Genomic DNA, 23,050 nt, shown 5'->3' on the forward strand with positions numbered 1-23,050 from the left:
GCCTGCATCAATATGGTATGATTTGGATAATTCAGTAGGACAGAGGAAGCACCTCTTTCACGATTCCGTCGTGGGAGAGGTGCTTTTTGTCGTTTCTGAACCATTCATGCAAGGGTCAGGAGGAGAAGGAATGAACGTTGTATTTATGAACACATTGGAAAAAGAAACTGGAGAGAACCGGGTTCTTACCGCTCAAATTTCTATCGCGGAGTCGCAAGGTGTCTGGCATGTGTTGTGGAAGAACACTCCTATGCCGGGTGCAGCGGATCAAGAGCTGTGGTACGAAGGTGTTAGCTGGGACGAGATGCTGTCGGCCTTTCGGCAAGGCTTAAGAGATAAGATCCGTAACGGTTATAGGCCGCTAATCCATACGGAATGGGATTCGGGTCAAGGTCTGACAGGGAAGGCTAGGATGACGCAGATGCTTGCCTACTACTGTGAAGCTAATCCTAATGAAGAGCTGTTTGAAAGCTTACGTAGCTGGAGAAGAGAACAAGCTGCCCGCGAGGGGAAAGCGCCGTACATCCTCGCAACCAACCGTGTTTTACGAATGATTTCCGTTTTTCAGCCTCGCACAATCGAAGAACTGCTGCAGATTCCCGGCTTTGGTGAACAAAAAGCAGCGATGTACGGAAACGATCTGATTACCATTACAGCGGATCTTCCTCGCATAACCGAATTTCCGCTCGATTGGGTAGCTAGAATGATCGACACGAATCAGTTTGAAGCATGGCTGACAGCGCAGAAGGAGCAAAATCTGCGGGTAGAACTCGACAGAGAAGCTAATAAGCGGAAGCTTCTTGAAATTGTAGCAGGTGGCGGGTCACTGAGCGATCTGCAAGAGGGGTTGTCTTTACAGCGCCGAGAGCTGTTATTATGGGTCGAAGACCTTGACAGGGAAGGCTACGATATGGAACCTCTTATCGAAGCTGAGCTTCACGAGGTCGCAGAGGAGGACCAGATTAAAGCGTGGAACGCCTTCGAAACGGAAGGTCATCGTTATCTCAAACCGGTGCTCCAGCGGATCGTGGCAATGGAGGAGATGAAAGGCAAAGAATTGGATCGCGCCTATGAGTGGCTAAGGCTGCTGCGTCTTCGCTTCCGTAGAGAGAAGGAAAGCGCGGATGTATCCGCCACCTCGCAGGCTGCGAGTTAAAGGAAATTACAATCAACTCATTACCGTAACGAAGCTGAAGAGGTGATTTCTCTTCAAACTAGGCTGGTACCGCGAGACAGCATCTCGTCCCTTACGGGGGTAGGGATGCTGTCTTTTTGTTGGACTCGTCCTTGCAGGCGAACGGAGTGAGATACTTTCTAGTCTTATAAAAAGTGTAAGTACTAGGGATGTAGTCGCATTATAGTCCTCACCAGCGATAGCATTCAGGTGGTTAAGTGCAAATTTGCCAGAATCAAGCCATGCTTTGAAAAACAAAACAAGGTTATCTCTAGCCAGCCGAGGGACTGTGCCAAGAATAACCCTGCATCATATCGTTTATAGCCATTCTTTTTTCCTAAACAGCACATACATCGCAATGCCGAGCACTCCCATGAATGCAAGAACGTACTCATCTCCGTGCTCAATATGCAGCCCTAGGATGTTGTCAAAATTCATTCCGAACACCCCGGTAATGAACGTGAGCGGCATGAAGATTGTTGTGAGTGCGGTAAACACGCGCATGATTTCGTTGGCGCGGTTCGCTACGCTGGACTGATAAGCTTCTCGTAAGTTGCCCATCAGATCGCGGAGCGTATCGAACGTATCGACGATTTTTACGGCATTTTCGTAAATGTCGCCGAAGTACTTTTGCAGCTGATGATCGACTAGCCGAAGATCCTTTTTGTTTAGGGTTCCAATGACATCGCGCTGAGGGACCAGTACCTTCTTCAGCCACAAAATTTCAGATCGCAGCCCGATAATTTCATTCAAGTGCGATTTTTTCGTTGCCATCAGGATGTCTTCTTCCAGCTTTTCAATCTTGGCTTCGATTCGATCGCCGACCGCAACGTAGTTGTCGACAACAAGGTCAACCAGATGGTAGAGGAAGCGGTCCGCGCTGTTTACTTCTTCTTCCCACAAGAAGGGCTTAAGCGCCCTGAGTTCGTTGATCTTTTGCTTGGTGACGGTTATGATAAAATGCTTGCCTAAGAATATATTAAGTGAGCGCAGAAAAATTTCTTCATCGTCAAAACGGATGCTGTTAATAACAATAAAATAATGCGAGTCATAAATCTCAATCTTAGGACGCTGTTCCTCATCGCTCAAGCAGTCCTCCACGGCCAAATCATGCAAGTGAAAAAGAGGCTGCAATATCTCCAAGTCTTCCACACCTGCATCAATCCAATAAAAACCGCTCTCCGGAGGTGTTAGCGCGACGGTCACATCCTCAATCAAAGTAAATACGCCGTCTTGTACCCATCGTGTTTTCATCTGATCCACCCCTTCAAGTGGAAGCAGCCGGGATCGCTTAAGCTCTATATAATGAAAGAAGCTGCGCTTGAACGAAGAACCGGCTGCATTCCTGCCATATGAAATTGTTTGCTTTTCTCACAGCTTCTACTCCTCGGGTCCCCGTCCAAGCGTACTCCCCCCTTTTTCCGTTCATGTTCAATACTTGTCTAGTATAACCCTTCATTATAGGTGTTTCAAGGCTAAAAAGTTTGATTTTCAAAGACTTTTCAGTATCTGTTTTTAATGTATGGGTTCTTCGAGGGATTGGTGAAACATAGTCTGAAAAATATCTGGAGCGCTAAGAAAATTAACAGTTGCGCAAAGAATCTTTACGTAATAAGATCAAGATAGTAAGATCATGATGTAGAGGTGTGTGATCAATCATGACGATTTTCAGCCGGAGATTTCATGAGCTTCGAACTCAAAAGAACGTGACCCAAGATGAGCTTGCTGCTTACTTAGATAAGAAGAGAGCAACAGTATCCAATTATGAGCTCGGTAAGACAGAGCCTCAATTCGAGGATCTGGTGAAAATAGCGGACTATTTTCAAGTTTCAATTGACTATTTGTTAGGCAGACCTGGAGCGGTGAAGCACTTTAGCAGCTTTCAAGATTCGAGCGGAGTTCAAGAAGATAATGCCTTATTGACCTCTTTTTTAAAAAGCACGGAAGCCCTGCTTCGAGAAAAAGGGAATCTCGGTGAGGACAAATTAGCCTCTTCTTTGAAGTTTATGGAATTTACATTTATGGAAGATCTTCAAGAAAGTAATCGCAAGAAATAATATTAACAATTGGAATTTTTTGTGTTATAATTATTGCCATAAATACCCAAATTAAGGGAGAGGGTCTGTATGGATCACATGGAGGATTTATATAAGGAGATCGGAGAACGTTGCCCTTATAAATTAGCCCAGCATCAAGGTGTCAAGTTAGCCTATCTGAACGACATAGGTGATATTTGCGGATTCTATAAACAAACAACTCCTGATTCGTACAGAATCTTTCTGAACGCGAATATCGATATTGAGAACCAAGAAGATGTGGTACATTTGCTGATTAAGCATCATAACACTGACATGCGGGGAACTGACCGCGTCATCCTTAAGAAAGACCTAGATAATTTACGCCGCCTTGGGGATGAAATTAGAAAAGCAGACACTTTGATTGCCGATATTTTTCTGAAAGGATTTTTCGGTATCAAGAGGAATAAAGCTTAATGATAGAGCGGCCGAGCTGATAGAAGCAGGGTCGCTTTCGTGTTGTTTTGAAACGGGAGATCCCTTGACAACCGCGGATATTATAGTATGATAAAAGAAAATCGAATACGTATTACTTTTCTTATCAAGAGTAGGTGGAGGGACTGGCCCGATGATACCCGGCAACCGACAAACCTTTGTTTCATAAAAGGGATGCACGGTGCTAATTCTTGCGGAATGCTTATTTAGCGATTCTGGGAGATGAGAAAGGACATTGACAATAAACTTGTGTGGCCTTTCTCTTTTGGAGAAGGCCATTTTTCGTTTCAAGACGAATATGCCAAAAAAAGGAGTGAAACAGGATGCCGATCAAAATTCCTGACAACCTGCCAGCCAAAGAAGTATTAAACCAAGAGAACATTTTTACGATGGATGAATCTGTAGCTTACCATCAGGATATTCGTCCGCTTCGAATAGCGCTGTTGAATTTGATGCCTACGAAGGAAACGACCGAGACACAGCTTCTGCGTCTGATCGGCAATACTCCGCTTCAGGTCGAGTTCGTGCTGCTGCATCCAAAAACGCATACGTCCAAGAATACTTCCGCCGAGCATTTGGAATTATTTTATAAAACATTCGATGATATTAAGGAAGAGAAGCTTGACGGGATGATCATTACAGGAGCTCCGGTCGAGCAGATGGAGTTTGAGGAAGTCAACTATTGGCAGGAGCTGCAGCAGATTTTGGATTGGAGCAAGGAGAACGTAACTTCTACGCTTCATATTTGCTGGGCAGCGCAAGCTGGACTATACCATCATTTCGGTGTTCCGAAGTATCCGCTTGAATCCAAGCTGTTCGGCGTCTTTCCCCATACGATTGCGGTACCAAATACCAAGCTTCTCCGAGGCTTTGACGAATTGTTTTATGTGCCTCAGTCCCGTCATACCGAGGTGAGAGCTGAAGATATCCGCCGATGTCCGGAGCTGGAGATTTTATCCGAGTCCGAAGAAGCGGGCGTATATATCGCTGCGACGAAGGATGGCAAGCATATTTTTGTAACGGGCCATTCCGAGTACGATGCTTGTACGCTGAAATGGGAATATGACCGAGATGTGAATAAGGGACTGCCTATTGAGGTTCCCAAGAACTACTATCCGAATAATGATCCAACCCAGCAGCCGTTCAATACCTGGAGAGCGCATGCCAACCTGCTCTTCTCCAACTGGCTCAATTATTACGTCTATCAGCAAACTCCGTTTGATCTTAATGTTCTAAAATCAGAAAGGCAGGTACAAGTATAATGAAAATCGAAAGTCGTCTTGCGCAAATCGGCTCATTGAACGAACCGGTAACGGGAGCTGTCAGCTTCCCGGTCTATCAGGCTACGGCATTCCGCCATCCTAAACTAGGTGAGAGTACAGGATTCGATTATGCACGTACAAAGAGCCCCACGCGCAAAGTACTTGAAGACGCCATCGCTCAGCTTGAATCCGGTGACGCAGGCTTTGCTTGCTCATCGGGTATGGCTGCCTTGCAGACAATTTTTGCCTACTTCAGCCAAGGGGAACATCTGATCGTATCTCTTGACTTGTACGGCGGAACCTACCGTTTACTGGAGAAAATTATGAGCCGATTTGGCGTGACGGCTACATATGTTGACACCAATGATCTGGACGGTCTGGAAGCCGCTTGTCAGCCCAACACCAAAGGCATTCTGATAGAAACGCCGACCAATCCTCTGATGATGATCACGGATTTGGAGCTTGTGTGTACGTGGGCGCGTAAAAAAGGGCTTGTCTCCATCGTCGATAACACCTTGCTGACACCGTTCCTGCAGCGTCCGCTGGAGCTGGGCGCTGATATTGTCATACATAGCGCTACGAAATATTTGGGCGGTCATAATGATGTGCTCGCCGGCTTGATTGTAACCAAAGGGAAGGAGCTCTCGGAGCAAATGGCGTTCCTTCACAATTCCATCGGCGCCGTGCTGGGTCCTCAAGACAGCTGGCTGCTTATGAGAGGCATGAAGACGTTGGCGCTTCGTATGGAGCGTCATGAGTTCAATGCAACGGCTATCGCCAAGTTCCTGCTGGATCATCCTCTGGTAGATGAAGTCTACTACCCTGCCCTGGAATCGCATCCGGGTTACGCCGTACAAAATAAGCAGTCCAGCGGCAATACAGGTATTTTTTCCTTTAAAGTGACTGATGCACGTCTAATTGAGCCTATTCTTCGGCACATTCAGTTGATTGCTTTTGCCGAAAGCCTCGGCGGTGTTGAATCCTTGATGACATACCCTGCCGTTCAGACGCATGCCGATATACCACTGGAAATCCGCCAGAAAATCGGCGTAGACGATCGTCTGCTGCGATTCTCAGTCGGCATCGAGCATATCGATGATTTGATTGCGGATCTATCCCGTGCCTTGGAGCTTGCTCAAGCTGAGATCGAAGGCCAATAAGCGAGGCCGTAGGATAATAACGCAGTAGCGCCTTTCAAGTAAAGGTGCTGCTGTTTTTTTGCCGCGGTGAAGTTCTGAGGATTGGCACAATTCGCCGTGACGCTAACTGAGGAATATGTTACGATAAGTGAATGAACTCGAATAACGAGGAGTGAGTAGTCGTGAAACCTATTGACCGCATCTTGGACAAAGCACTAGCCGGCGGAAGAATTGATGTAGAAGAATGCATCACGCTGTTCGAATCCGATCAAATAGAAAAAATGGGCGATACAGCAAACCGAATTATGAAAAAGTGGCACCCTGAACCGGTTACGACGTTTGTGATCGGACGTAATATCAATTACACGAACATTTGCGATGTATTTTGCAGATTTTGCGCTTTTTACCGTGCCCCCGGCTCAGCTGAAGGATACGTGCTGCCGGATGAAACGATTTTTCAAAAGATTCAAGAGACTCTCGATGTAGGTGGTACGGAAATTCTTATGCAAGGCGGTACGAATCCGAATCTGCCTTTCAGCTATTACACGAACCTGCTGCGAGAAATTAAGAAGCGTTTCAGCATTACGATGCATTCCTTCTCTCCTGCGGAAATTATGAAGATGAAGGATGTTTCTGACGGACTTTCACTAGAAGAAGTGGTTCGTCAATTGCACGAGGCCGGACTGGATTCTTTGCCTGGCGGCGGCGCAGAAATTTTGGACGATCGCACAAGACGCAAGATCAGTAAGCTGAAAGGCTCCTGGCGCGATTGGATGGATGTCATGCAAACTGCACATAAGCTTGGTATGCATACGACTGGTACGATGGTTATCGGATTTGGCGAATCGATGGAAGAGCGTGCGCTTCATATGCTTCGGATTCGTGATGCTCAGGATGATGTCATTATGCAAAAGCTGAACACACCTGGCTTCCTGGCGTTTATTCCTTGGACGTTCCAGCCGGACAACACGAATATGAAGGTAGAGAAGGCTTCCCCTGAGGAATATCTCAAAACGTTAGCAATCAGCCGCATTATGCTGGATAATATACCTAACTTCCAGTCCTCGTGGGTTACGATGGGACCGGAGATCGGCAAGCTGACTCTTAGCTATGGCTGCAATGACTTCGGAAGCACGATGATCGAGGAAAATGTGGTGTCAGCGGCAGGTACTACCCATAAAGTAAACATTGGCTCCACACTGGATCTGATTCGTGCTGCGGGTAAAATACCTGCCCAGCGCAATACGAAGTATGAGATTCTGCGCATGTTTGACGATGTAAATGAGAAGATTGACCGTGATTTTGTGATGCAGAATTAAGATAAAAGCAGAAGAGGACTACTCCGATTAAGGGGCAGTCCTCTTTTTGCGTTGATATTCCACCATGGACAGGCAAGTCACAATTTAATGTTAGCTTAAGGTTCCTTTAATAAAAGGCTGAAAAATCAGGAGTACAATAGAGTTGAGTTCACAATTTCGACAATCGTCAGATAGGAGTGATGCGTTGTGAAACTTTTCAAATCATTAATCCAAGGATTCCTATATGCTTTTATTGCTATAGGAGCACTGCCATTCCTGCTTATTCAAAGCTTTACGGATCTGTAGAGGAAGCTTGTTGATTCAGTCCGTTTCTTCCAGCTGGGCTTCATAAATAACCGTTTTATTTTTGCCGGTCTTTTTCGCGTCATATAGGGATTGATCTGCACCTTTAAACAATTTTTCCTTGCCGCTGCCCTTACGGTATTCGCTGAGTCCGATGCTAATGGTCACGGAATGTCCGCTCAATTCCTCAAATTTTAACTGAGAAACGTGCCAGCGGATCCGTTCCAGCAGTCTATAGACCGTATCCATGCTTTTTTCCGTAAAAATGATGGCAAATTCCTCACCGCCATATCTGGCGGCGAAATCGTTCAAGCCCACGTGCTCCTTTAAGGCAGCACTTACTTTTTTAAAACGGCATCTCCGGCCCTGTGGCCGTAGGTGTCGTTTACTTTTTAAAGTTATCAATGTCGAGAACAGCCAAGTGGATCGATAAGTATCCGCATTCGCTTTGCTCAATCAGCTTTTCTAGGTATTCATGAAAAGTAATGTGATTGTAGAGATCGGTCAAGGCATCGGTTTTTGATAATTTGTCCATAATAATGTTTTTAATCATCAGCTCTTGTTTGACCTCAGTTGCTGATTTTAAATGTTTCAAAATCTCGATACCACGCTTCGTAATCCCTATTGAAATATAGGCGGCAAAGCCGATGATAGGAATCATGGCAATCAAGTCTCTAGGCATATAATCTGACATGGGGTGAAGACGTTCGGAATATAAGACGATGAACGAGAGGAAGGTCAGAGCGATTGCAAATATGATTCGCGAACGCTGAAAATAAAAAATGGAAACAAATATGGGAAAGAGTAAGGTTAACAGTACGGCATTCACGTCATAGTTGACAAAGATAATAATAAAGGAAAAAGTGCGGCTCCGCATATTAAATAATTATCCAGTATATCCTGGAATAAACGATGGGCAATTTCTAGAGTAAGCGTTATAAGAATCATGACCAGTGTGGGAACAATCACCCGATGAAGAATAAAATGTTCTTCCGCATGTCCCGAGAGCAAATAAAGGAATTCGGTAGGGATAAGAGCGATGATGACTCCCCAATAGATGTTGATGAGCTTACGGTTCCAGCTTTTCTTGTCTTGATTGAAAACGTTTACTTCCATTGTTATTCACTCCACAAATATCCTACTTTCGGACTAATCATTTGTATCATACCATGAACAACTTCCCAATTGGAATAACTTTCCGTTATATTTCGACATAAATCGCGAGTGTCACTGGCAAATTGTTCGTTGTATATCTATTTCTGATCGACCATATACTTTTAGTATGATGCATCTACAGGTGGAAGGGAGTGAGCTCATGGACGTGTTCGCAATTGTAGTGATGAGCAAGGATGAATCCTATGTGAGCGAGTTGAGTTCTCAGATCGAGAGCGAGCTGGGGCTATTACATAAGCTTCAAGTTCATTATAAGCAGTACGAGCAATATGCCCATATTTGGGGAAGCCTAATGGAAAACTATGTTGAAGGCTTCAATGGGGCGGAGCTGAAGTCAGGGTTAAGCCAAGCCCTTGCTCGTCATATTATGAAAGAGAAGGAACCGCAGTTGCTGCGAGACCTGATCAGTAAAGAGTTTAAATTCGAAGCCAAGGAAGATGTAGATTCGATTATCGGCTACTGTGACCAAATGTTAAACGGTGATGCGGATCTTGCGGAATCCTCCTATTCATCGCAAGCATCCAGTGCAGCCCGTCGAAGTACGTTGTTAACTCAGCTGCTGATTCAATATTTAGATGAGTCCGATGAATGTAATCTGGATGGTTTTCTGAATTTCCGTTTGCAAGAGTATGTTGGTGAACTTCGGGAGATTGTAGAGTATGCTGTCGATGAATTTATGATGGATCGTCAGTATCAGGAGTTTATTTCTCTGCTTCAGTACTTTGTCTATATTCAGGAAGCCAAGATTCCTGCTGCGCACTTGATTCACAAAGGCGGGCACGAATTTACGATTTTGAATGACCGCCTGGAGCCCATAGACACAAGCGATATCGATGCGACCTTCAAGCTGGAGGTTTTGGAGAAGGATTTAAACTTTGAAGATATGATTGTCAGCACACTCATTTCCGTATCGCCGGCGAACATTTACATTCATACACGTGAACCTGAGCTTTCTATCATCAAGACCATCTCTCAAATTTTTGAAGACCGCACAACGTTGTGCTCCTATTGCAGGCTGTGCGAATCCTTTCTTGGCGAAAAGCAGAAGCAGGATCAATTGTACCCTTGACCTAAGAAGCCGCTCCAACTATAATATGTAGCGAAGGCGTTATAAACAAAGACATGAACTTCCTGCAAGAACTGCCCAGAGATAGGAGACATTGGCTGCAAGCTCCTTCAGTCATTCAGTAAGTTTACCCCTTTGAAGCCGCGTTGTTGAATTCAGTCCTTTAACTGATAGTATACATCGCCGAGTCATTCCCGTTAACGAATGCTGATGAGGATCTAGCACTTCCTAGCGGGAGCGCGGATCGAACTAGGGTGGAACCACGAGCCGAGCGCACTCGTCCCTTTTTTGGGATGAGTGCTTTTTTGCGTTCAATTTGATATATGGAGGATAACAAGATGGTTGTACAAGTAAAACTACCGGATGGAGCAATTAGGGAATTTGCAGTAGGAACAACTATTGAACAAGTGGCAGAATCAATTTCTTCAGGTCTTAAGAAGAATGCAATTGGCGGAAAGGTTAACGGGAAGCCAGTTGATCTATCTTTTGCGTTGGAGCATGATGCTGATGTTGAGATTCTTACTTTAGATAGCGAAGCAGGTCTTGAAATATACCGTCACAGCACAGCACATCTAATGGCTCAAGCCATTAAGCGGATCTACGGTCAAAAAGCGGTGAAGTTAGGAATTGGTCCTGTTATTGAAGATGGCTTTTATTACGACATCGATTTGGAAAGTCCTTTAAATCCGGAGGATCTGGTGAAAATCGAGAAAGAGATGGAGCGGATCGCTCAGGAAAACTTGCCGATTACTCGACGGGTTGTAAGCCGGGAAGAAGCGGTACGTATTTTCACAGAGCTTGAAGACCCGCTTAAATTGGAATTGATTCGTGACTTGCCCGAAGATTCGGTCATTACGATCTATGATCAAGGCGAATTCTTCGATCTCTGCCGCGGCCCTCATCTTCCGTCTACAGGCAGAATTAAGGCGTTTAAGCTGCTTAGTGTTGCAGGCGCATACTGGCGCGGTGATGCCAAGAATAAAATGCTGCAGCGAATTTATGGAACAGCCTTCCCTAAGAAAGCGCAGCTTGACGAGCATCTGCATTTGTTGGAAGAAGCCAAGAAGAGAGATCACCGTAAACTCGGTAAAGAGCTGAAGATGTTCACGTTCTCTCGTGAAATTGGCCAAGGGCTTCCTCTGTGGCTCCCTAATGGAGCTAAGCTTCGCCAAACTATGGAGCGCTATATTGTAGATCTAGAGGAACGACTAGGCTACAACCACGTATATACACCGGTTCTTGCGAACGTAGATCTTTATAAAATTTCTGGACACTGGGACCACTATCATGAAGATATGTTCCCGAAAATGGAGATGGACAACGAAGAACTTGTACTCCGTCCAATGAACTGCCCGCATCACATGATGGTTTACAAGAGCGAAATGCGCAGCTACCGCGATTTGCCTGTCCGTATCGCCGAGCTCGGTACTATGCACCGTTATGAAATGTCCGGGGCCCTTACTGGACTTCATCGCGTGAGAGCCATGACGCTCAATGACGCGCATATCTTCTGCCGTCCTGATCAAATCAAGGAAGAATTCGCTCGCGTTGTGAATTTGATCCGTCAGGTGTATGAGGATTTCGGCATTACGGAATACCGCTTCCGTCTTTCTTATCGTGATCCTCAGGATACAGAGAAGTATTTCCCGGATGACGCTATGTGGGAAACATCCCAACGCATGCTGCGTGAAGTAGTAGAAGAACTGGGATTACCGTTCTATGAAGCAGAGGGAGAAGCAGCGTTCTACGGTCCTAAGCTGGACGTGCAGATCAAGACTGCTCTCAAAAAGGAAGAAACATTATCCACAGCTCAACTGGATTTCTTGCTTCCTGAACGATTCCAGCTGGAATATATCGGCGAGGATGGTCAGAAGCATCGTCCTGTTGTTATTCACAGGGGGATCATCAGTACCATGGAGCGTATGACGGCGTTCCTGTTGGAGAATTTCGCGGGAGCTCTTCCTACTTGGTTGATGCCTGTTCAAGCGAAAGTGATTCCGGTTTCTCCGAACTATGAAGCTTATTCTAACGAAGTAACCGAGAAACTGCAGTTAGCAGGAATTCGGGTTGAAGCGGATAATCGTAATGAGAAGCTGGGGTATAAGATCAGGGAAGCCCAGCTGGAGAAGATTCCATATATGCTTGTAGTGGGCGAGAATGAAGTAAACAGCGGCAGTTTGTCTATTCGCAAACGCGGTCAAGGAGATCTTGGCACACATCCAATTGATCAAGTGATTGGTATGATACAAGAAGAGATTCGTGCAAAAAAATAAATGGTTCAGTAAGCAGGGGGCTAATTAAGCCTTCTGCTTTTTTCTTTATCATGAATAATTCAGCATAATTAGGAAACCTTATACAGTGGGTCTGTATCCAACACGTATAGATCAGGAAGGATTTGGACAACCTGCTATGTAGGGGGAGGTATGTAAATTATGTTGACCGAATTGTTAAGCCAGTCGAAGTGGTTCAGTGTGCTCATGGTCGTGAATGTTTTGCTCACGTTTTTTGGACAGGATGAAATCAAGGTTAGCCCGCCTGCGCAGCAGGTTCAAACAGCTGCTGCGGAGACCGCTTCCGCGTCTCCGAGTCCAAGTCCATCGAAGGAATCGGCTGCTGCAGCCATGCCTAGCGAACAACCTGCTACTAACAACAGCTCTATCTACACTGCGGCTCAATCCGCAACTCATACATCGGTTAAGGAAGAGATTGAACTGAAGCCTGCCACTGCTGCCGCTATGCCCTTAGCCCATGAACAGCAGCTGAACTTCAAGTACGTACCTAGGTTAGATTCTGATTTAAGCAAATTAAAAGCTGTTGAAGTCGTCGCGACCGGATATTATGCAGGTAAGGAATCTACAGGCAAGAACCCGGATCATCCGGAATACGGCATCACCTTCTCGGGGATTAAGGTGAAGCGGGATGATAAAGCGTTGTCCACGATTGCGGCAGACCCTTCGGTTTTTCCTTTAGGTACCGTATTGTTCATACCTGGTTATGGTTACGGTGTTGTAGCTGATATCGGAAGTGCTATTAAAGGAAAGAAAATCGATCTGTACTTTGACACGAAGGACCAGGTTTACAAAGAATGGGGCAAGAAAACCGTTAAAGTCTTTATTGTAAAAAAAGGCTCAGGTAAAGTAACGGATGTCATTTGGAATCAGCTTAAAGATGAAATATTGTCACCGACTAAAGCTTTATAGAGCAGCACATCATAAATTTCCAACTCCGTTCCCATCATAAAGTTCTCCACTTAAGGAGAAGCTATTTATATGGGAGGTGATAGACATGGCAAAGAACAAAAACAACAAAAAGCAAGCGCAAGACGTAGAATTCGCAGCGGAAACATCGATGCCTAACAACAATAATAATCAGGCGAATACGCAAAACCAAACTCAAAACAAATAAGTTTTGAGAAAATAAGCAAGATCTAAGGTAGAGGGGCGATCATTCGCCTCTCTTTAATTTGTTGTTAAGAAAGTATAAGTTTTATACTTTTGCTTCGCATCAACCTTGACAAACGCGCTCGTCCTTTAAGGACGACGAATTCGTTTATCCTTGGATCTTTTCAACTATCCTTTTTTTCGATATAATGTAACAAAAAATAACATAGGTTCCTTATGGAAGGAGTGCCAAAATGCCCATGAACGTACATAACAAACGAAGCGGCTTGTTCTTAGGTGTTACTCTAGCCGGTATTGTAGTCAGTTTGCTGTCAGTTGTATCACCGTCTCGATGGTCGACAATTGTCACGCTGGCTGTTTTTTTATTTTTAGGGGTATATGGATGGTTAGGAAGGAGCGGGAGTGCAGCTGCAGGCGGGAATGAAGTGGCAAAGAATGAGCACGAGCAATTTATTTCCTTTATTCAAGAATCCCAGGTTGTTGCCGACCGTCTGGCTGGTGCTGTAGAAGAAGTGAACCGTTCGGTGTCTCAATTAACGCAGATTGCCGACATGTCAATCCAAGGAGAAGAAGACCTGAAGGCTCGAAGTTATCATGCTGTGGAACAAATGCAGGAAGCGTTCGCGTCGATCCAGCAGGTAGCTGCTGCCGCTGATCAAATTTTAGACTCGTCCTTACATATGCATCAAGAAAGCGAGCAGACGAAGGATACGGTAGTGGAAGTTTGCAGGTCGCTTAATGCCACGGATGAAGTGATGAGTGAACTGCATAGAAACACAGATATTATGCAAAAAAAGATTCAGGACTTAACTGCCCATACGTCCAAGATTGAGGAAATTAATACGTTTGTTGCCGAAGTCGTTTCACAGACATCCCTGCTTGCGTTAAACGCATCTATTGAAGCGGCTCGTGCGGGAGAGCAAGGGCGAGGATTCTCCGTTGTCGCGCAGGAAATCAAGAAGCTGGCGGCCCAAAGTCATGAAGCCGTAACCCGATCGTCCGAAATTTTGACCTCGATTGAAAGTGGTGTGTCGCAGGTCGTAGCCGCTGTTGACGAAGAAAAGAAATCGGTGGAACGAGGTATTTCGGAAATGAAAATCATCAAGGAAAAAATTGATGTTATCTTTTCCCTGATTGTTCATGTCAACAGCCTTGTCGCGAGCACCACGAGTGCTACAGAGCAGCAGTCCTCCTTGGTTACAGGAACAACCTCATCCTTGGGAATGGTTGTTGATTTAATGAATGAGGCTATGAGCAGTGTGGAGCATACCCTAGTGCAGATGAAAAAGCAGCGCAAAGAAGTTGAGATGCTGCGCAGCTTGAATGTGAATCTGGATCGCTCCTCGTCCGAGCTGATCACGGCGATTCAAGCAGTCGACCTGGAGACGAAGGAGACGGAGCTGCAAGCAAATGTGAACGAGATGAAGCAGCTACTCAATTCGATCTCGCTGATGCCCGACATTGCTTCTTTACAGGAAAACAAACACGCTGCCGAGCTAAGTGCGATTTTGCGGAAAACAGCAGGTATGGAAGCGATTTGGTCCAATCGGGCTGATGGAACATTTATCTACTCGTTACCGGAAGCAGGTCTGGCTAATGCCAAGAGCAGAGAATGGTGGAAGCAGGCCATGAGCGGACAATTGTATATCTCCGAGTCGTACGTGTCAGCTATTACGAAAAAGCCCTGCAAAACCTTGTCTAAAGCAATTCTGGGTTCAGACGGATCTCCCATTGGCGTTATAGGCATTGATTTAATGCTGAAATAATAGTTCTCTTTTTTATGATTTTAGTGTAAAATAAGATTACTGTGATGAATGTTGACATGGGGAGATAGGTGAGATGTCATGTTGAATGCTTTACGATCGGACGGCAAGTCACAAACTACATCAAGAAAAGCCGCAGAGATATTTCCTTTTTTGGAAGCCTACATTGCGCGCAAGGAACAGCAAGCCTCCGAAATCGAGCAGGTTGTTGAGCGGTATGAAAGAAAAAGAATGAAGGAAGAGCGGGCCTATCAAGCGATGTCTTCCATTCGCCGGATGTTTTCCGGGAAGAAGCCTGATCACCACTTGGCTGTTGAATATATTCATTATGTCAAAAAGCCGATGGAGCAAGTAAAGAAGCTGCGGGAAGAGATTGAGCAAGCTCGAGCCATCCTGAATGGTTCCAAGCCAAATGATGTAATTTCGGTACCTGCGGAGATTGAACAGCATCTGTCCTAAATGATTATATACAGTCCTTTCGAGAGAAAGGGCTTTTTTGTTGCGAAAAAAACCTCCTTCGTTTCCGCAGAAACAAAGGAGGTCAACCGTCAGCTACTTACTGTTCTTCAGTTCGCTCAAATCGATAAAGCCATCTTCCTGGCTGTATGCAGGGACTCCATGAATCCCTACATCCAGACCAACCAGCTCTTCATCTCTACTGACGCGCAGAGGGACGATGCGATTAATGAGCTTTAAGAAGATCCAAGTTAAAACAAAACCCCATATGCATACTACGATCAAACCAAGCAGTTGGACACCCAAAAGCCCAAAGCCGCCGCCATAAAATAAACCGGCTGTCCCTTCGCGAATCGCGTTAGGCTGCGCGCATAGACCAACCGCTATCGTTCCAATACTTCCGCTAATGCCGTGAACAGGGAAGGCGCCGACCGGGTCATCAATTCCCTTGGATTCAAGGATTTCAGTTGCATATACCATGGCGATCCCGCATACAGCTCCTATTATTATAGCAGCGACATCACTAACGAAGGCGCACCCCGCGGTAATCCCTACCAGACCAGCTAAGGCGCCGTTAATGACCATCGGTGGGTCAGCCTTGCGGTATCGAAACATCGTGAACAAGATACAAGTGGCACTCCCCGATGCCGCTGCCAGCATGGTGGTAACTGCAATGTGGCCAATGGAACTGTTAGTTGCGCTAAGTGTACTGCCTGAGTTAAAGCCAAACCATCCAAACCAGAGGATGAAGGCTCCTACTGAAGCAAGCGGTAGGTTGGAAGGAGGGACAATATTGGCTGAACCGTCAGCAGAGAATTTGCCGATCCGGGGCCCGATTATGATCGCAGCCGCTAATGCGGAGAATCCTCCCAGAGCGTGGATTACCGCGGAACCGGCAAAATCAACCATCCCCAGCTTCCCGAGCCATCCATTGACAGCCCAGACCCAGTGTCCTGCAATCGGATAGATTAATGCTGTCATCGCGATTGTATATAAAATGTAGGCACGGAAATTAATTCGCTCAGCTACCGCACCGGAAACAATAGAGATTACTGCAATTACGAAGGCGCATTGGAACAACCAATAGGTTTCATGTGAGATAGTTAGATCAATGTGTGTTAAATCTCCTCCCATGAAAAATCCTGTTATTCCGATGAAACCGCCTACATCCTTGCCGTACATTAGACCGAATCCGATAAAATAAAAAATAAGAGCCCCAAAAGCAATGTCGACAAATACTTTCATAATGATGCTTACCGCATTCTTTTGCCTAACGAATCCTGCTTCCAGTAGAGCAAAGCCGCCTTCCATCAGCAAAATCATGGCTGCAGTCAAAACGACCCAAATGGTGTCAAGGCCGCTGGTAAGCTGCTTAATTGCATCCATTATCCCATCTCTCCTTATATTTCTTGTTTGCTTTTGGCACAATTATACGGTTCTGATGATAATGATGTCAACGAAAGACGTAAGAAAATATAACATAAAAAGCGGAAAGTTCGTCTTTTCGAATTTCATGTGAAAGAATGTGCGATATTCGCACGTTTCTCGGTCTAGAGACGGAGCATATGGTCAATCCTTCGTCTCTTTTCAAGCTGCCGCTCATCTTATAGACTAGGAGTATCAGCAAAAACAAGCACACAAATTGGAGGAAGCACATATGAATCCGCACCTGTTTCAGCGTGTTATGTGGGGGCTCGTTCTAGTCACGGCAGGCGTAATTTTTCTGCTCGATCAAACGGGTTTAATCAAAATTGATATTGGGTATATCTTTTCCACTTATTGGCCAGCCATTCTTATTTTTTACGGATTAATGGGATTGGGCATGTATCGTCGTCATCACCGGGGAGGGGCATTATGGAGCTTGATGCTTTGCGCAGTCGGTGTCATATTTTTACTCAGAAATTTGGGCCTAACCGATCTATCACTTGCGCAAATGTTTCAATATCTATGGCCCGTTGCTTTAATCTTGGCTGGTCTTAATGTGATGTTTCGGCCATCCCACAGAGAGGGCGCTAAAGATTGGCGGTCCAATCAGGAAGCCCGGAGAGAAGAACGTGAGGCTCGCCGCGCAGCAAGGCATGCGGAACGTGACAAGTATATGCACGACTGGGGACGCTCCAAGTGGAATCAAGAAGAGAAGCCAATTAGCGGAGAAGCATCTGTAGGCGGTAAGCGGGAATTAAGTGAAGAAGAAAAAGCAGTGCTTCAAGATATACATGGCGGCGAGTACGATCCCAAGCTACATCATGAAGGATGGGACATGCCGCAGTCGAAGATGAAAACCAAATATGATCAGTATGCCAAGAGCTTTGATTCTGGCAACGTCCTGCATAGGCACGGTTTTATCGGAGATGTCCACTTGGGACAGGAGCCTTGGGAGTTAAGGCCAATCCAGATTTCGCATTTTATCGGCGACTCCGTTATCGATTTGACCCGGGCTAGTATTCCGATTGGCGAAACACCGATTTATGTAAATGCATTTATCGGCGACGTTAAAATTTTCATTCCAAATGATATCGACTTGGAAGTTAGAGTAATCGCAAGCTCTTTCATCGGAGATATGAAAGTGCTTGATCGCCGGGAGAGCGGATTTATGCGCAGTGTTCGGACCCAGACCTCCCAGTATGAAGAAGCGGAACGAAAGCTGATCGTAACGACCAGTATGTTCATCGGTGATATCACGATAAAAAAAATAGGTTAAGGAAGCGACTATGTACAAATTGAGAATGTTCAATATGAAATGGCAGCTTCTCAGTTATTTCTTCGTGGCCAGTCTGATTACAGGATCCAGTATTTATATTGCGCTTGAGTACTTTCGTGAGTATTTTGCTTTCTGGGAATTTAAAATGTGGCTCTTCGTTCTTATATTAGCGGTTTGTTTAACTGTCGGCTATATCGCTACTAAGAGATGGCAGCGCAAAGTGGATGAGCTTCATCTTGCTATGCTTGAAATTTCAAAAGGGAATTTCTCCAGCCGTATCGACATGGAGCCGGTCGAACCTTTCTTATATTTGTACGACGCTTTTAATACGATGGCCTCAGCTGTTGAACAGCGGGTTCAATTGCTGCAGCGATTAGGGGAAGCGGAAGCGATACGTGAGCAGGAGCTTACGGAGTCGGCTGTTATGGAGGAGCGCCGAAGACTGGCCCGGGATCTTCACGATACGGTCAGCCAAGAGCTATTTGCCATTCATATGTCAGCGTCATCCTTGCCCAAGATTCTGGAGCGAAATCCAGCTGCTGCCGGTAAGGTCATGGATCAATTGATTCAAATGTCACATCATGCTCAGAAGCAAATGCGCGGACTCATATCCCAGCTTAGACCCATTGAATTGAACGATATGACGCTTCATGAAGCCCTCGAGAAGTGGTTTCCCGAATACTGTCGGGCCCATGAATTGCAGGGCCAGCTTGATGTTGCGGTACATGCTGAGATGTCGGAAGCTATCGAGCACCAGTTGTTTCTGATTGTCCAGGAAGGAATGGCTAACGTAGTCAAGCATGCATCCGCTAGAGAAGTGCGCTTGTCGATTCATGAGCGGGAGCATCAATTTATTCTTCAGCTTCAAGATAACGGTCAAGGCTTTGAACGAAGAGACAACTCAACCTCCCATGGGCTTAGTACGATGCAGGAAAGAGCGCAGAAGCTTGGCGGGGAAGTTGAAATCATGAGCAAGCTGGGAGAAGGAACCCGGGTTAGGGTCAAAATTCCGCGTTTTTCGGAACATGGAGAAAGCGAAAGACGTGAAAGGGGAATAGAAGGCTAATGAGTGAATCAATCAAAGTAATGATTGTAGACGATCACGATATGGTTCGTGTCGGGCTGCGGACGTATATTGCATTGGAGCCTGATCTCGAAGTTGTGGGAGAGGCAGGCAACGGCAAAGAGGCTCTGGACCAATTAGCTGGAGATCTTTCGAGCGGGTTGCCCCATATCGTCTTGATGGATTTAACGATGCCTGTCATGGACGGGATCGCAGCAACAAAGCAAATATGTGCGCTCTATCCGGATATCAAAGTCATTATGCTGACCAGCTTCCTGGAAGAAGCCAAGGTCGTGGAGGCAATTGAATCAGGTGCAATCAGCTACATGCTCAAAACCGTTTCTTCCGATCAGCTTGTTCACGCGATTCAAAGCGCCTACCGCGGGATGCCTGTCATGAATTCTGACGTTTCGTTGGCATTAACACGCGGAATCAGACAGCGAAATGCAGCGCCAGAGGAAGACTCTTTGACGGCTCGCGAGAAGGAAGTGCTTCTTCTGATCGCGGAAGGTAAGAGCAATAAAGAAATTTCTGAAGAGCTTTTTATTAGTATTAAAACAGTAAAGACGCATGTCAGTAATTTATTGATGAAATGCGAGCTGGAGGATCGGACGCAGCTTGCTATCTATGCTCATCGAAAGGGTTGGGTGTAGAGCTCTTGCACTTTACACATAAAATCTACAATTTGGCACATCCTATTCCATAGAAACCAATCACCAAGACCGTTTAGGGGAGTGTGCTGAATGCAGCCTATTTCATCATCAATAGAAAAAGTACAGGACTCGTTTGACAGTGTGCGTGACCGTATGCATGAATATCAATTTTCATTAGGCGGCAATTGGGATTACGATCATGGTTACTTTGACAGGTATTTGGATGAGGCCCATAAGGTATGGCTGCGCATCCCTTTTCAAGTCGTTACTGGGCGTATTGAGGGCGATACAGAATCGACCGATGCTGTTGTGAAAATGGGAACCCCGTTTGTACTCAAGCATGTGTATAATGAAGGCTTGGATTATTCCGCGGAAGCGGAGACCTACGGAGCCATGATCGATCAGTTTCAAAAACCGGTAGACCCTGATGCCAAGGTCGAAGACAAATGGATCAAGGAAGCAGCCGATGTGCTCCAGCAAGTAGAGCAAGCTTGGGTTCACTAAAAAACATCGTTTTTTTACCTCCCTTTTATTGTTTTTTAATATTCGTTTAAGGTTGCGGGTGCATGATAGAAACATAGACAGCAGCACATCAAACACATAAGTACATGTATCATGCACTCATTACTTATAAATTGGAGGTAAAGACGATGGAAGACAACAAAAAAGATTACAGCGACTTCTTTAAGCCGCAGAACAACGATAGCAATTCCGAAAGAAGCAACAATGAACAATCTGAAGAAAGACAATCCTACTATTATTCCTATGGACCTTATAAATCTGCATTTAAAGAGGATGAAGGTCAGACAGAGCCATTTACAACTTCCGTGTCCGATAGGGAGGGTACATCTAGCGTTGAAGTAACGCCCCCTAAGAATTTACGACCATTTAGCTTCCAATCCGATTCTGGACAAGGCGGTGGCCAAGGAAACTGGGATTCCGGCGGTAACAACCATCGTAAGCGTTCTTCCGCTAAAAGCATGTTTGCAGCTTTCATGGCAGGAGCTTTAGTTGTAGGGGGCTTGATGTTCGGAGCGGATAAGACGAACTTGTTTACAGGGCATCAACCTCTCGCGTCAAGCGGCTCATCTGCAACTGCACAAACGGTATCGGCAAGTGCTAGCTCCGGAAGCGGTGATGTGAAAAACGCAGGACTTGATATCGCCCGTCCGAATAACATTTCCGAAATTGCACAGAATGCCGGACCTGCTGTTGTGAAAATTGAATCCTTTGTCAAAGCAAAGAGACAAGCAACCCGCAGCGGCAGCTCTTTGTTCGATGATCCGTTCTTCCGTCAGTTCTTCGGCGATGAAGGCTTAGGCGATGGCGGCAGCAGCCAAAACGACAACCAGCAGGACTCCGGCAGCGGCGATCTGCAAGCGGCTGGTATGGGAACAGGATTTATTTTTGAAAAATCCGGCTATATTCTAACCAACGAGCACGTAGTTGATGGCGCAGACGAGATTCAGGTAACCGTTCAGGGTACTGATAAGCCGTACACGGCTAAATTGCTTGGCAATAGCTACGATTTGGACCTGGCTGTACTTAAGATCGAAGGTGACAAAGACTTCCCGATTCTCCCTCTTGGCAAAGCGGACGATGTGAACGTCGGAGACTGGGTTGTTGCGATCGGTAACCCATACGGCTTTGACCATACGGTAACTGTCGGTGTGCTTAGTGCGAAAGAACGCCCAATCAGCATTCCTGATTCTAAGGGTACTCGTGAATACAAGCACTTGCTGCAAACGGATGCTTCCATTAACCCTGGTAACTCCGGTGGTCCGCTTCTAAATCTGAATGGTGAGGTCATCGGTATTAATACAGCGGTCAGCGCACAAGCTCAAGGTATCGGTTTTGCCATTCCGACCAGCACGATCTCCTCCGTACTTGAGAATTTGAAGAACAACGTGGAGATTCCTAAAGAACCAGTACCTTACCTCGGTGTCGGCCTGCAGGATATCGGCAAGGATTGGGTAAGTGAACTGAAACTTGAGAACACAGACGGTTCATTAATCGGAAGCGTTCAACGCAAGAGCCCAGCCTTCCAAGCGGGACTGCGTCAATATGACGTCATTACCGATATCAACGGAGAGAAAATCAAAAATTCACAAGAGTTGATCACAAAGGTTCAGGCTTCTAAGGTAGGAGATAAAGTAACGCTTGGTGTTATTCGGGACGGCAAACGCATGGAAATCGCAGTGACCGTGGGCGATAAAAATACGCTTACCGATACGAAGCAGCAATAGCAGAACGTTCAGATAAAGATAAGGTTAGATGTCGGATAAAAGGAAGTGGGAGCCGCGGCCGCAAGTCTGCAGTCTCCGCTTCCTTTTTGCATGGCTTTTGTTTTTGTTACAATAATACGAAGCAAACTTTAATTAGAGAGGATGAATGCTCATGAGAGAGAAGATTCTGGTTGTCGATGATGATGAAAAAATTACATCCATGCTTCGCAGAGGGTTGGCTTTTGAAGGCTATATGGTAGTAACGGCTAGTAACGGTGTCGAAGGCTTAAAGCAAATGATGGTCGATGAGCCCAATTTAATGATTCTTGATGTTATGATGCCGCAAGTTGACGGTTGGGAGGTCGTGCGAAGAGTCAGAGAAAGTGGCAGTGATGTCCCGATTTTGATGCTGACAGCCAAAGATGAAGTGAATGACAGGGTTAAAGGGCTGGATTTGGGTGCTGACGATTATCTGGTCAAGCCCTTTGCACTAGAGGAACTGCTTGCTCGTGTTCGAGTTCTGCTTCGTAGACGGGCCGAGCGGCCAGAACAGCCTACGAATCGTCTTCACTACGAGGATTTAATCCTCGATTTGGATACGCGCGAGGCTTTCCGTGGCGACAAGCGTGTAGAGCTGACGACGAAAGAATTTGATCTGCTCCATCTATTTATGCTAAATCCGAAGCGGGTTCTTTCCAGGGATGTCATTATGGAGAAAATCTGGGGATTTGATTACAGCGGCGAATCCAATGTCTTGGAGGTATATATTGCACTTCTGAGACAGAAGACTGAGGAGCACGGGCATAAGCGTATTATCCAAACGGTTCGGGGAGCCGGTTACGTGCTGAGAGGAGAATCGTAAC

22 protein-coding genes and 1 riboswitch are annotated in these 23,050 nt (G+C 45.8%); of the genes, 17 read left to right on the top strand and 5 right to left on the bottom strand.

The window, feature by feature from the left end; genetic code table 11:
• The first annotated feature begins 130 nt into the window (after positions 1–130).
• Positions 131–1,156: an HRDC domain-containing protein gene (locus tag L0M14_RS04930; RefSeq protein ID WP_235121105.1), complete on the top strand. Its 1,026-nt coding sequence runs from the start codon at positions 131–133 to the stop codon at positions 1,154–1,156.
• Between the two features lie 336 nt (positions 1,157–1,492).
• Here the strand turns inward: L0M14_RS04930 and corA are convergent, their stop codons facing one another.
• Positions 1,493–2,428, bottom strand: a complete 936-nt coding sequence (corA, locus tag L0M14_RS04935) for a magnesium/cobalt transporter CorA (protein WP_235121106.1) — start codon at positions 2,426–2,428, stop codon at positions 1,493–1,495.
• Between the two features lie 404 nt (positions 2,429–2,832).
• On the opposite strand from corA, the gene L0M14_RS04940 reads away from it, so the two are divergent.
• The 5 genes from L0M14_RS04940 (at position 2,833) to mqnC (ending at position 7,404) form a co-directional block, all read left to right on the top strand.
• Complete coding sequence (locus L0M14_RS04940) at positions 2,833–3,231, top strand: helix-turn-helix domain-containing protein (RefSeq protein ID WP_235121107.1); 399 nt, start codon at positions 2,833–2,835, stop codon at positions 3,229–3,231.
• A gap of 69 nt (positions 3,232–3,300) precedes the next feature.
• Positions 3,301–3,666, top strand: coding sequence for a hypothetical protein (locus tag L0M14_RS04945; RefSeq protein WP_235121108.1), 366 nt, complete (start codon positions 3,301–3,303; stop codon positions 3,664–3,666).
• Between the two features lie 118 nt (positions 3,667–3,784).
• A riboswitch (SAM riboswitch) is annotated at positions 3,785–3,913 on the top strand.
• Between the two features lie 94 nt (positions 3,914–4,007).
• Positions 4,008–4,946, top strand: a complete 939-nt coding sequence (metA, locus tag L0M14_RS04950; protein ID WP_235121109.1) for a homoserine O-acetyltransferase MetA — start codon at positions 4,008–4,010, stop codon at positions 4,944–4,946.
• Complete coding sequence (locus tag L0M14_RS04955; RefSeq protein ID WP_235121110.1) at positions 4,946–6,106, top strand: aminotransferase class I/II-fold pyridoxal phosphate-dependent enzyme; 1,161 nt, start codon at positions 4,946–4,948, stop codon at positions 6,104–6,106. The genes metA and L0M14_RS04955 overlap by 1 nt, the downstream gene beginning before the upstream one ends.
• A gap of 161 nt (positions 6,107–6,267) precedes the next feature.
• Positions 6,268–7,404: a cyclic dehypoxanthinyl futalosine synthase gene (gene mqnC / locus L0M14_RS04960; RefSeq protein ID WP_235121111.1), complete on the top strand. Its 1,137-nt coding sequence runs from the start codon at positions 6,268–6,270 to the stop codon at positions 7,402–7,404.
• A gap of 300 nt (positions 7,405–7,704) precedes the next feature.
• On the opposite strand, the gene L0M14_RS30885 is transcribed toward mqnC, so the two are convergent.
• The 3 genes from L0M14_RS30885 to L0M14_RS04970 all read right to left on the bottom strand — a co-directional run bounded on the left by L0M14_RS30885 (position 7,705) and on the right by L0M14_RS04970 (position 8,802).
• The gene (locus L0M14_RS30885) at positions 7,705–7,998 is read right to left on the bottom strand and encodes a GGDEF domain-containing protein (RefSeq protein WP_260115437.1); all 294 of its coding nucleotides are present in this window, start codon (positions 7,996–7,998) and stop codon (positions 7,705–7,707) included.
• 73 nt (positions 7,999–8,071) lie between these two features.
• Positions 8,072–8,380: a GGDEF domain-containing protein gene (locus L0M14_RS30890; protein WP_260115438.1), complete on the bottom strand. Its 309-nt coding sequence runs from the start codon at positions 8,378–8,380 to the stop codon at positions 8,072–8,074.
• A gap of 131 nt (positions 8,381–8,511) precedes the next feature.
• Entirely contained in the window at positions 8,512–8,802 is a 291-nt protein-coding gene (locus L0M14_RS04970; protein ID WP_235121112.1) for a hypothetical protein, read from the bottom strand.
• Positions 8,803–9,001: 199 nt separating this feature from the next.
• On the opposite strand from L0M14_RS04970, the gene ytxC reads away from it, so the two are divergent.
• From ytxC to L0M14_RS04995, 5 genes are all read left to right on the top strand, one after another.
• Positions 9,002–9,928, top strand: coding sequence for a putative sporulation protein YtxC (gene ytxC, locus L0M14_RS04975; RefSeq protein WP_235121113.1), 927 nt, complete (start codon positions 9,002–9,004; stop codon positions 9,926–9,928).
• 335 nt (positions 9,929–10,263) lie between these two features.
• Positions 10,264–12,198 carry a threonine--tRNA ligase gene (gene thrS, locus L0M14_RS04980; RefSeq protein WP_235121114.1) on the top strand — a complete coding sequence of 645 codons (1,935 nt, stop codon included), beginning with the start codon at positions 10,264–10,266 and terminating at the stop codon, positions 12,196–12,198.
• A 159-nt stretch (positions 12,199–12,357) separates the two neighbouring features.
• The gene (locus L0M14_RS31410) at positions 12,358–13,125 is read left to right on the top strand and encodes a 3D domain-containing protein (protein ID WP_311198835.1); all 768 of its coding nucleotides are present in this window, start codon (positions 12,358–12,360) and stop codon (positions 13,123–13,125) included.
• A gap of 434 nt (positions 13,126–13,559) precedes the next feature.
• A complete protein-coding gene (locus L0M14_RS04990; protein ID WP_235121115.1) occupies positions 13,560–15,092 on the top strand; it encodes a methyl-accepting chemotaxis protein in 1,533 nt (510 codons plus the stop codon).
• Between the two features lie 78 nt (positions 15,093–15,170).
• Complete coding sequence (locus L0M14_RS04995; RefSeq protein WP_235121116.1) at positions 15,171–15,548, top strand: hypothetical protein; 378 nt, start codon at positions 15,171–15,173, stop codon at positions 15,546–15,548.
• Positions 15,549–15,641: 93 nt separating this feature from the next.
• Here the strand turns inward: L0M14_RS04995 and L0M14_RS05000 are convergent, their stop codons facing one another.
• Positions 15,642–16,931, bottom strand: a complete 1,290-nt coding sequence (locus L0M14_RS05000) for an ammonium transporter (RefSeq protein ID WP_235121117.1) — start codon at positions 16,929–16,931, stop codon at positions 15,642–15,644.
• Between the two features lie 271 nt (positions 16,932–17,202).
• On the opposite strand from L0M14_RS05000, the gene liaF reads away from it, so the two are divergent.
• From liaF to L0M14_RS05030, 6 genes are all read left to right on the top strand, one after another.
• Positions 17,203–18,246 (top strand): cell wall-active antibiotics response protein LiaF, encoded by a 1,044-nt coding sequence (gene liaF, locus L0M14_RS05005; RefSeq protein ID WP_235121118.1) that lies wholly within the window; start codon positions 17,203–17,205, stop codon positions 18,244–18,246.
• A gap of 10 nt (positions 18,247–18,256) precedes the next feature.
• Positions 18,257–19,312, top strand: coding sequence for a sensor histidine kinase (locus L0M14_RS05010; protein ID WP_235121119.1), 1,056 nt, complete (start codon positions 18,257–18,259; stop codon positions 19,310–19,312).
• On the top strand, positions 19,312–19,962 hold the full coding sequence (locus L0M14_RS05015) for a response regulator (RefSeq protein ID WP_235121120.1): 651 nt from the start codon (positions 19,312–19,314) through the stop codon (positions 19,960–19,962). The genes L0M14_RS05010 and L0M14_RS05015 overlap by 1 nt, the downstream gene beginning before the upstream one ends.
• Before the next feature lie 90 nt (positions 19,963–20,052).
• The gene (locus L0M14_RS05020; protein WP_235121121.1) at positions 20,053–20,466 is read left to right on the top strand and encodes a YugN family protein; all 414 of its coding nucleotides are present in this window, start codon (positions 20,053–20,055) and stop codon (positions 20,464–20,466) included.
• A 146-nt stretch (positions 20,467–20,612) separates the two neighbouring features.
• Positions 20,613–22,208: a S1C family serine protease gene (locus L0M14_RS05025; RefSeq protein WP_235121122.1), complete on the top strand. Its 1,596-nt coding sequence runs from the start codon at positions 20,613–20,615 to the stop codon at positions 22,206–22,208.
• Between the two features lie 151 nt (positions 22,209–22,359).
• Positions 22,360–23,049, top strand: a complete 690-nt coding sequence (locus tag L0M14_RS05030; RefSeq protein WP_235121123.1) for a response regulator transcription factor — start codon at positions 22,360–22,362, stop codon at positions 23,047–23,049.
• Position 23,050 lies beyond the last annotated feature (1 nt).

The organism is Paenibacillus hexagrammi (assembly GCF_021513275.1).
GTDB lineage: Bacteria > Bacillota > Bacilli > Paenibacillales > NBRC-103111 > Paenibacillus_E > Paenibacillus_E hexagrammi.

Excerpts from the sequence above, each read along its gene's own strand:
- L0M14_RS04990 (WP_235121115.1), top strand. The coding sequence starts at position 13,560 with ATGCCCATGAACGTACATAACAAACGAAGCGGCTTGTTCTTAGGTGTT.
- ytxC (WP_235121113.1), top strand. The coding sequence starts at position 9,002 with ATGGACGTGTTCGCAATTGTAGTGATGAGCAAGGATGAATCCTATGTG.
- L0M14_RS05000 (WP_235121117.1), bottom strand. The coding sequence starts at position 16,931 with ATGGATGCAATTAAGCAGCTTACCAGCGGCCTTGACACCATTTGGGTC.
- L0M14_RS05030 (WP_235121123.1), top strand. The coding sequence starts at position 22,360 with ATGAGAGAGAAGATTCTGGTTGTCGATGATGATGAAAAAATTACATCC.
- L0M14_RS05010 (WP_235121119.1), top strand. The coding sequence starts at position 18,257 with ATGTACAAATTGAGAATGTTCAATATGAAATGGCAGCTTCTCAGTTAT.
- L0M14_RS05020 (WP_235121121.1), top strand. The coding sequence starts at position 20,053 with ATGCAGCCTATTTCATCATCAATAGAAAAAGTACAGGACTCGTTTGAC.
- L0M14_RS31410 (WP_311198835.1), top strand. The coding sequence starts at position 12,358 with ATGTTGACCGAATTGTTAAGCCAGTCGAAGTGGTTCAGTGTGCTCATG.
- L0M14_RS04945 (WP_235121108.1), top strand. The coding sequence starts at position 3,301 with ATGGATCACATGGAGGATTTATATAAGGAGATCGGAGAACGTTGCCCT.
- L0M14_RS04995 (WP_235121116.1), top strand. The coding sequence starts at position 15,171 with ATGTTGAATGCTTTACGATCGGACGGCAAGTCACAAACTACATCAAGA.
- L0M14_RS04970 (WP_235121112.1), bottom strand. The coding sequence starts at position 8,802 with ATGGAAGTAAACGTTTTCAATCAAGACAAGAAAAGCTGGAACCGTAAG.
- L0M14_RS30890 (WP_260115438.1), bottom strand. The coding sequence starts at position 8,380 with ATGTCAGATTATATGCCTAGAGACTTGATTGCCATGATTCCTATCATC.
- L0M14_RS04930 (WP_235121105.1), top strand. The coding sequence starts at position 131 with ATGAACGTTGTATTTATGAACACATTGGAAAAAGAAACTGGAGAGAAC.
- liaF (WP_235121118.1), top strand. The coding sequence starts at position 17,203 with ATGAATCCGCACCTGTTTCAGCGTGTTATGTGGGGGCTCGTTCTAGTC.
- L0M14_RS04940 (WP_235121107.1), top strand. The coding sequence starts at position 2,833 with ATGACGATTTTCAGCCGGAGATTTCATGAGCTTCGAACTCAAAAGAAC.
- corA (WP_235121106.1), bottom strand. The coding sequence starts at position 2,428 with ATGAAAACACGATGGGTACAAGACGGCGTATTTACTTTGATTGAGGAT.
- thrS (WP_235121114.1), top strand. The coding sequence starts at position 10,264 with ATGGTTGTACAAGTAAAACTACCGGATGGAGCAATTAGGGAATTTGCA.
- L0M14_RS04955 (WP_235121110.1), top strand. The coding sequence starts at position 4,946 with ATGAAAATCGAAAGTCGTCTTGCGCAAATCGGCTCATTGAACGAACCG.
- L0M14_RS05015 (WP_235121120.1), top strand. The coding sequence starts at position 19,312 with ATGAGTGAATCAATCAAAGTAATGATTGTAGACGATCACGATATGGTT.
- metA (WP_235121109.1), top strand. The coding sequence starts at position 4,008 with ATGCCGATCAAAATTCCTGACAACCTGCCAGCCAAAGAAGTATTAAAC.
- L0M14_RS05025 (WP_235121122.1), top strand. The coding sequence starts at position 20,613 with ATGGAAGACAACAAAAAAGATTACAGCGACTTCTTTAAGCCGCAGAAC.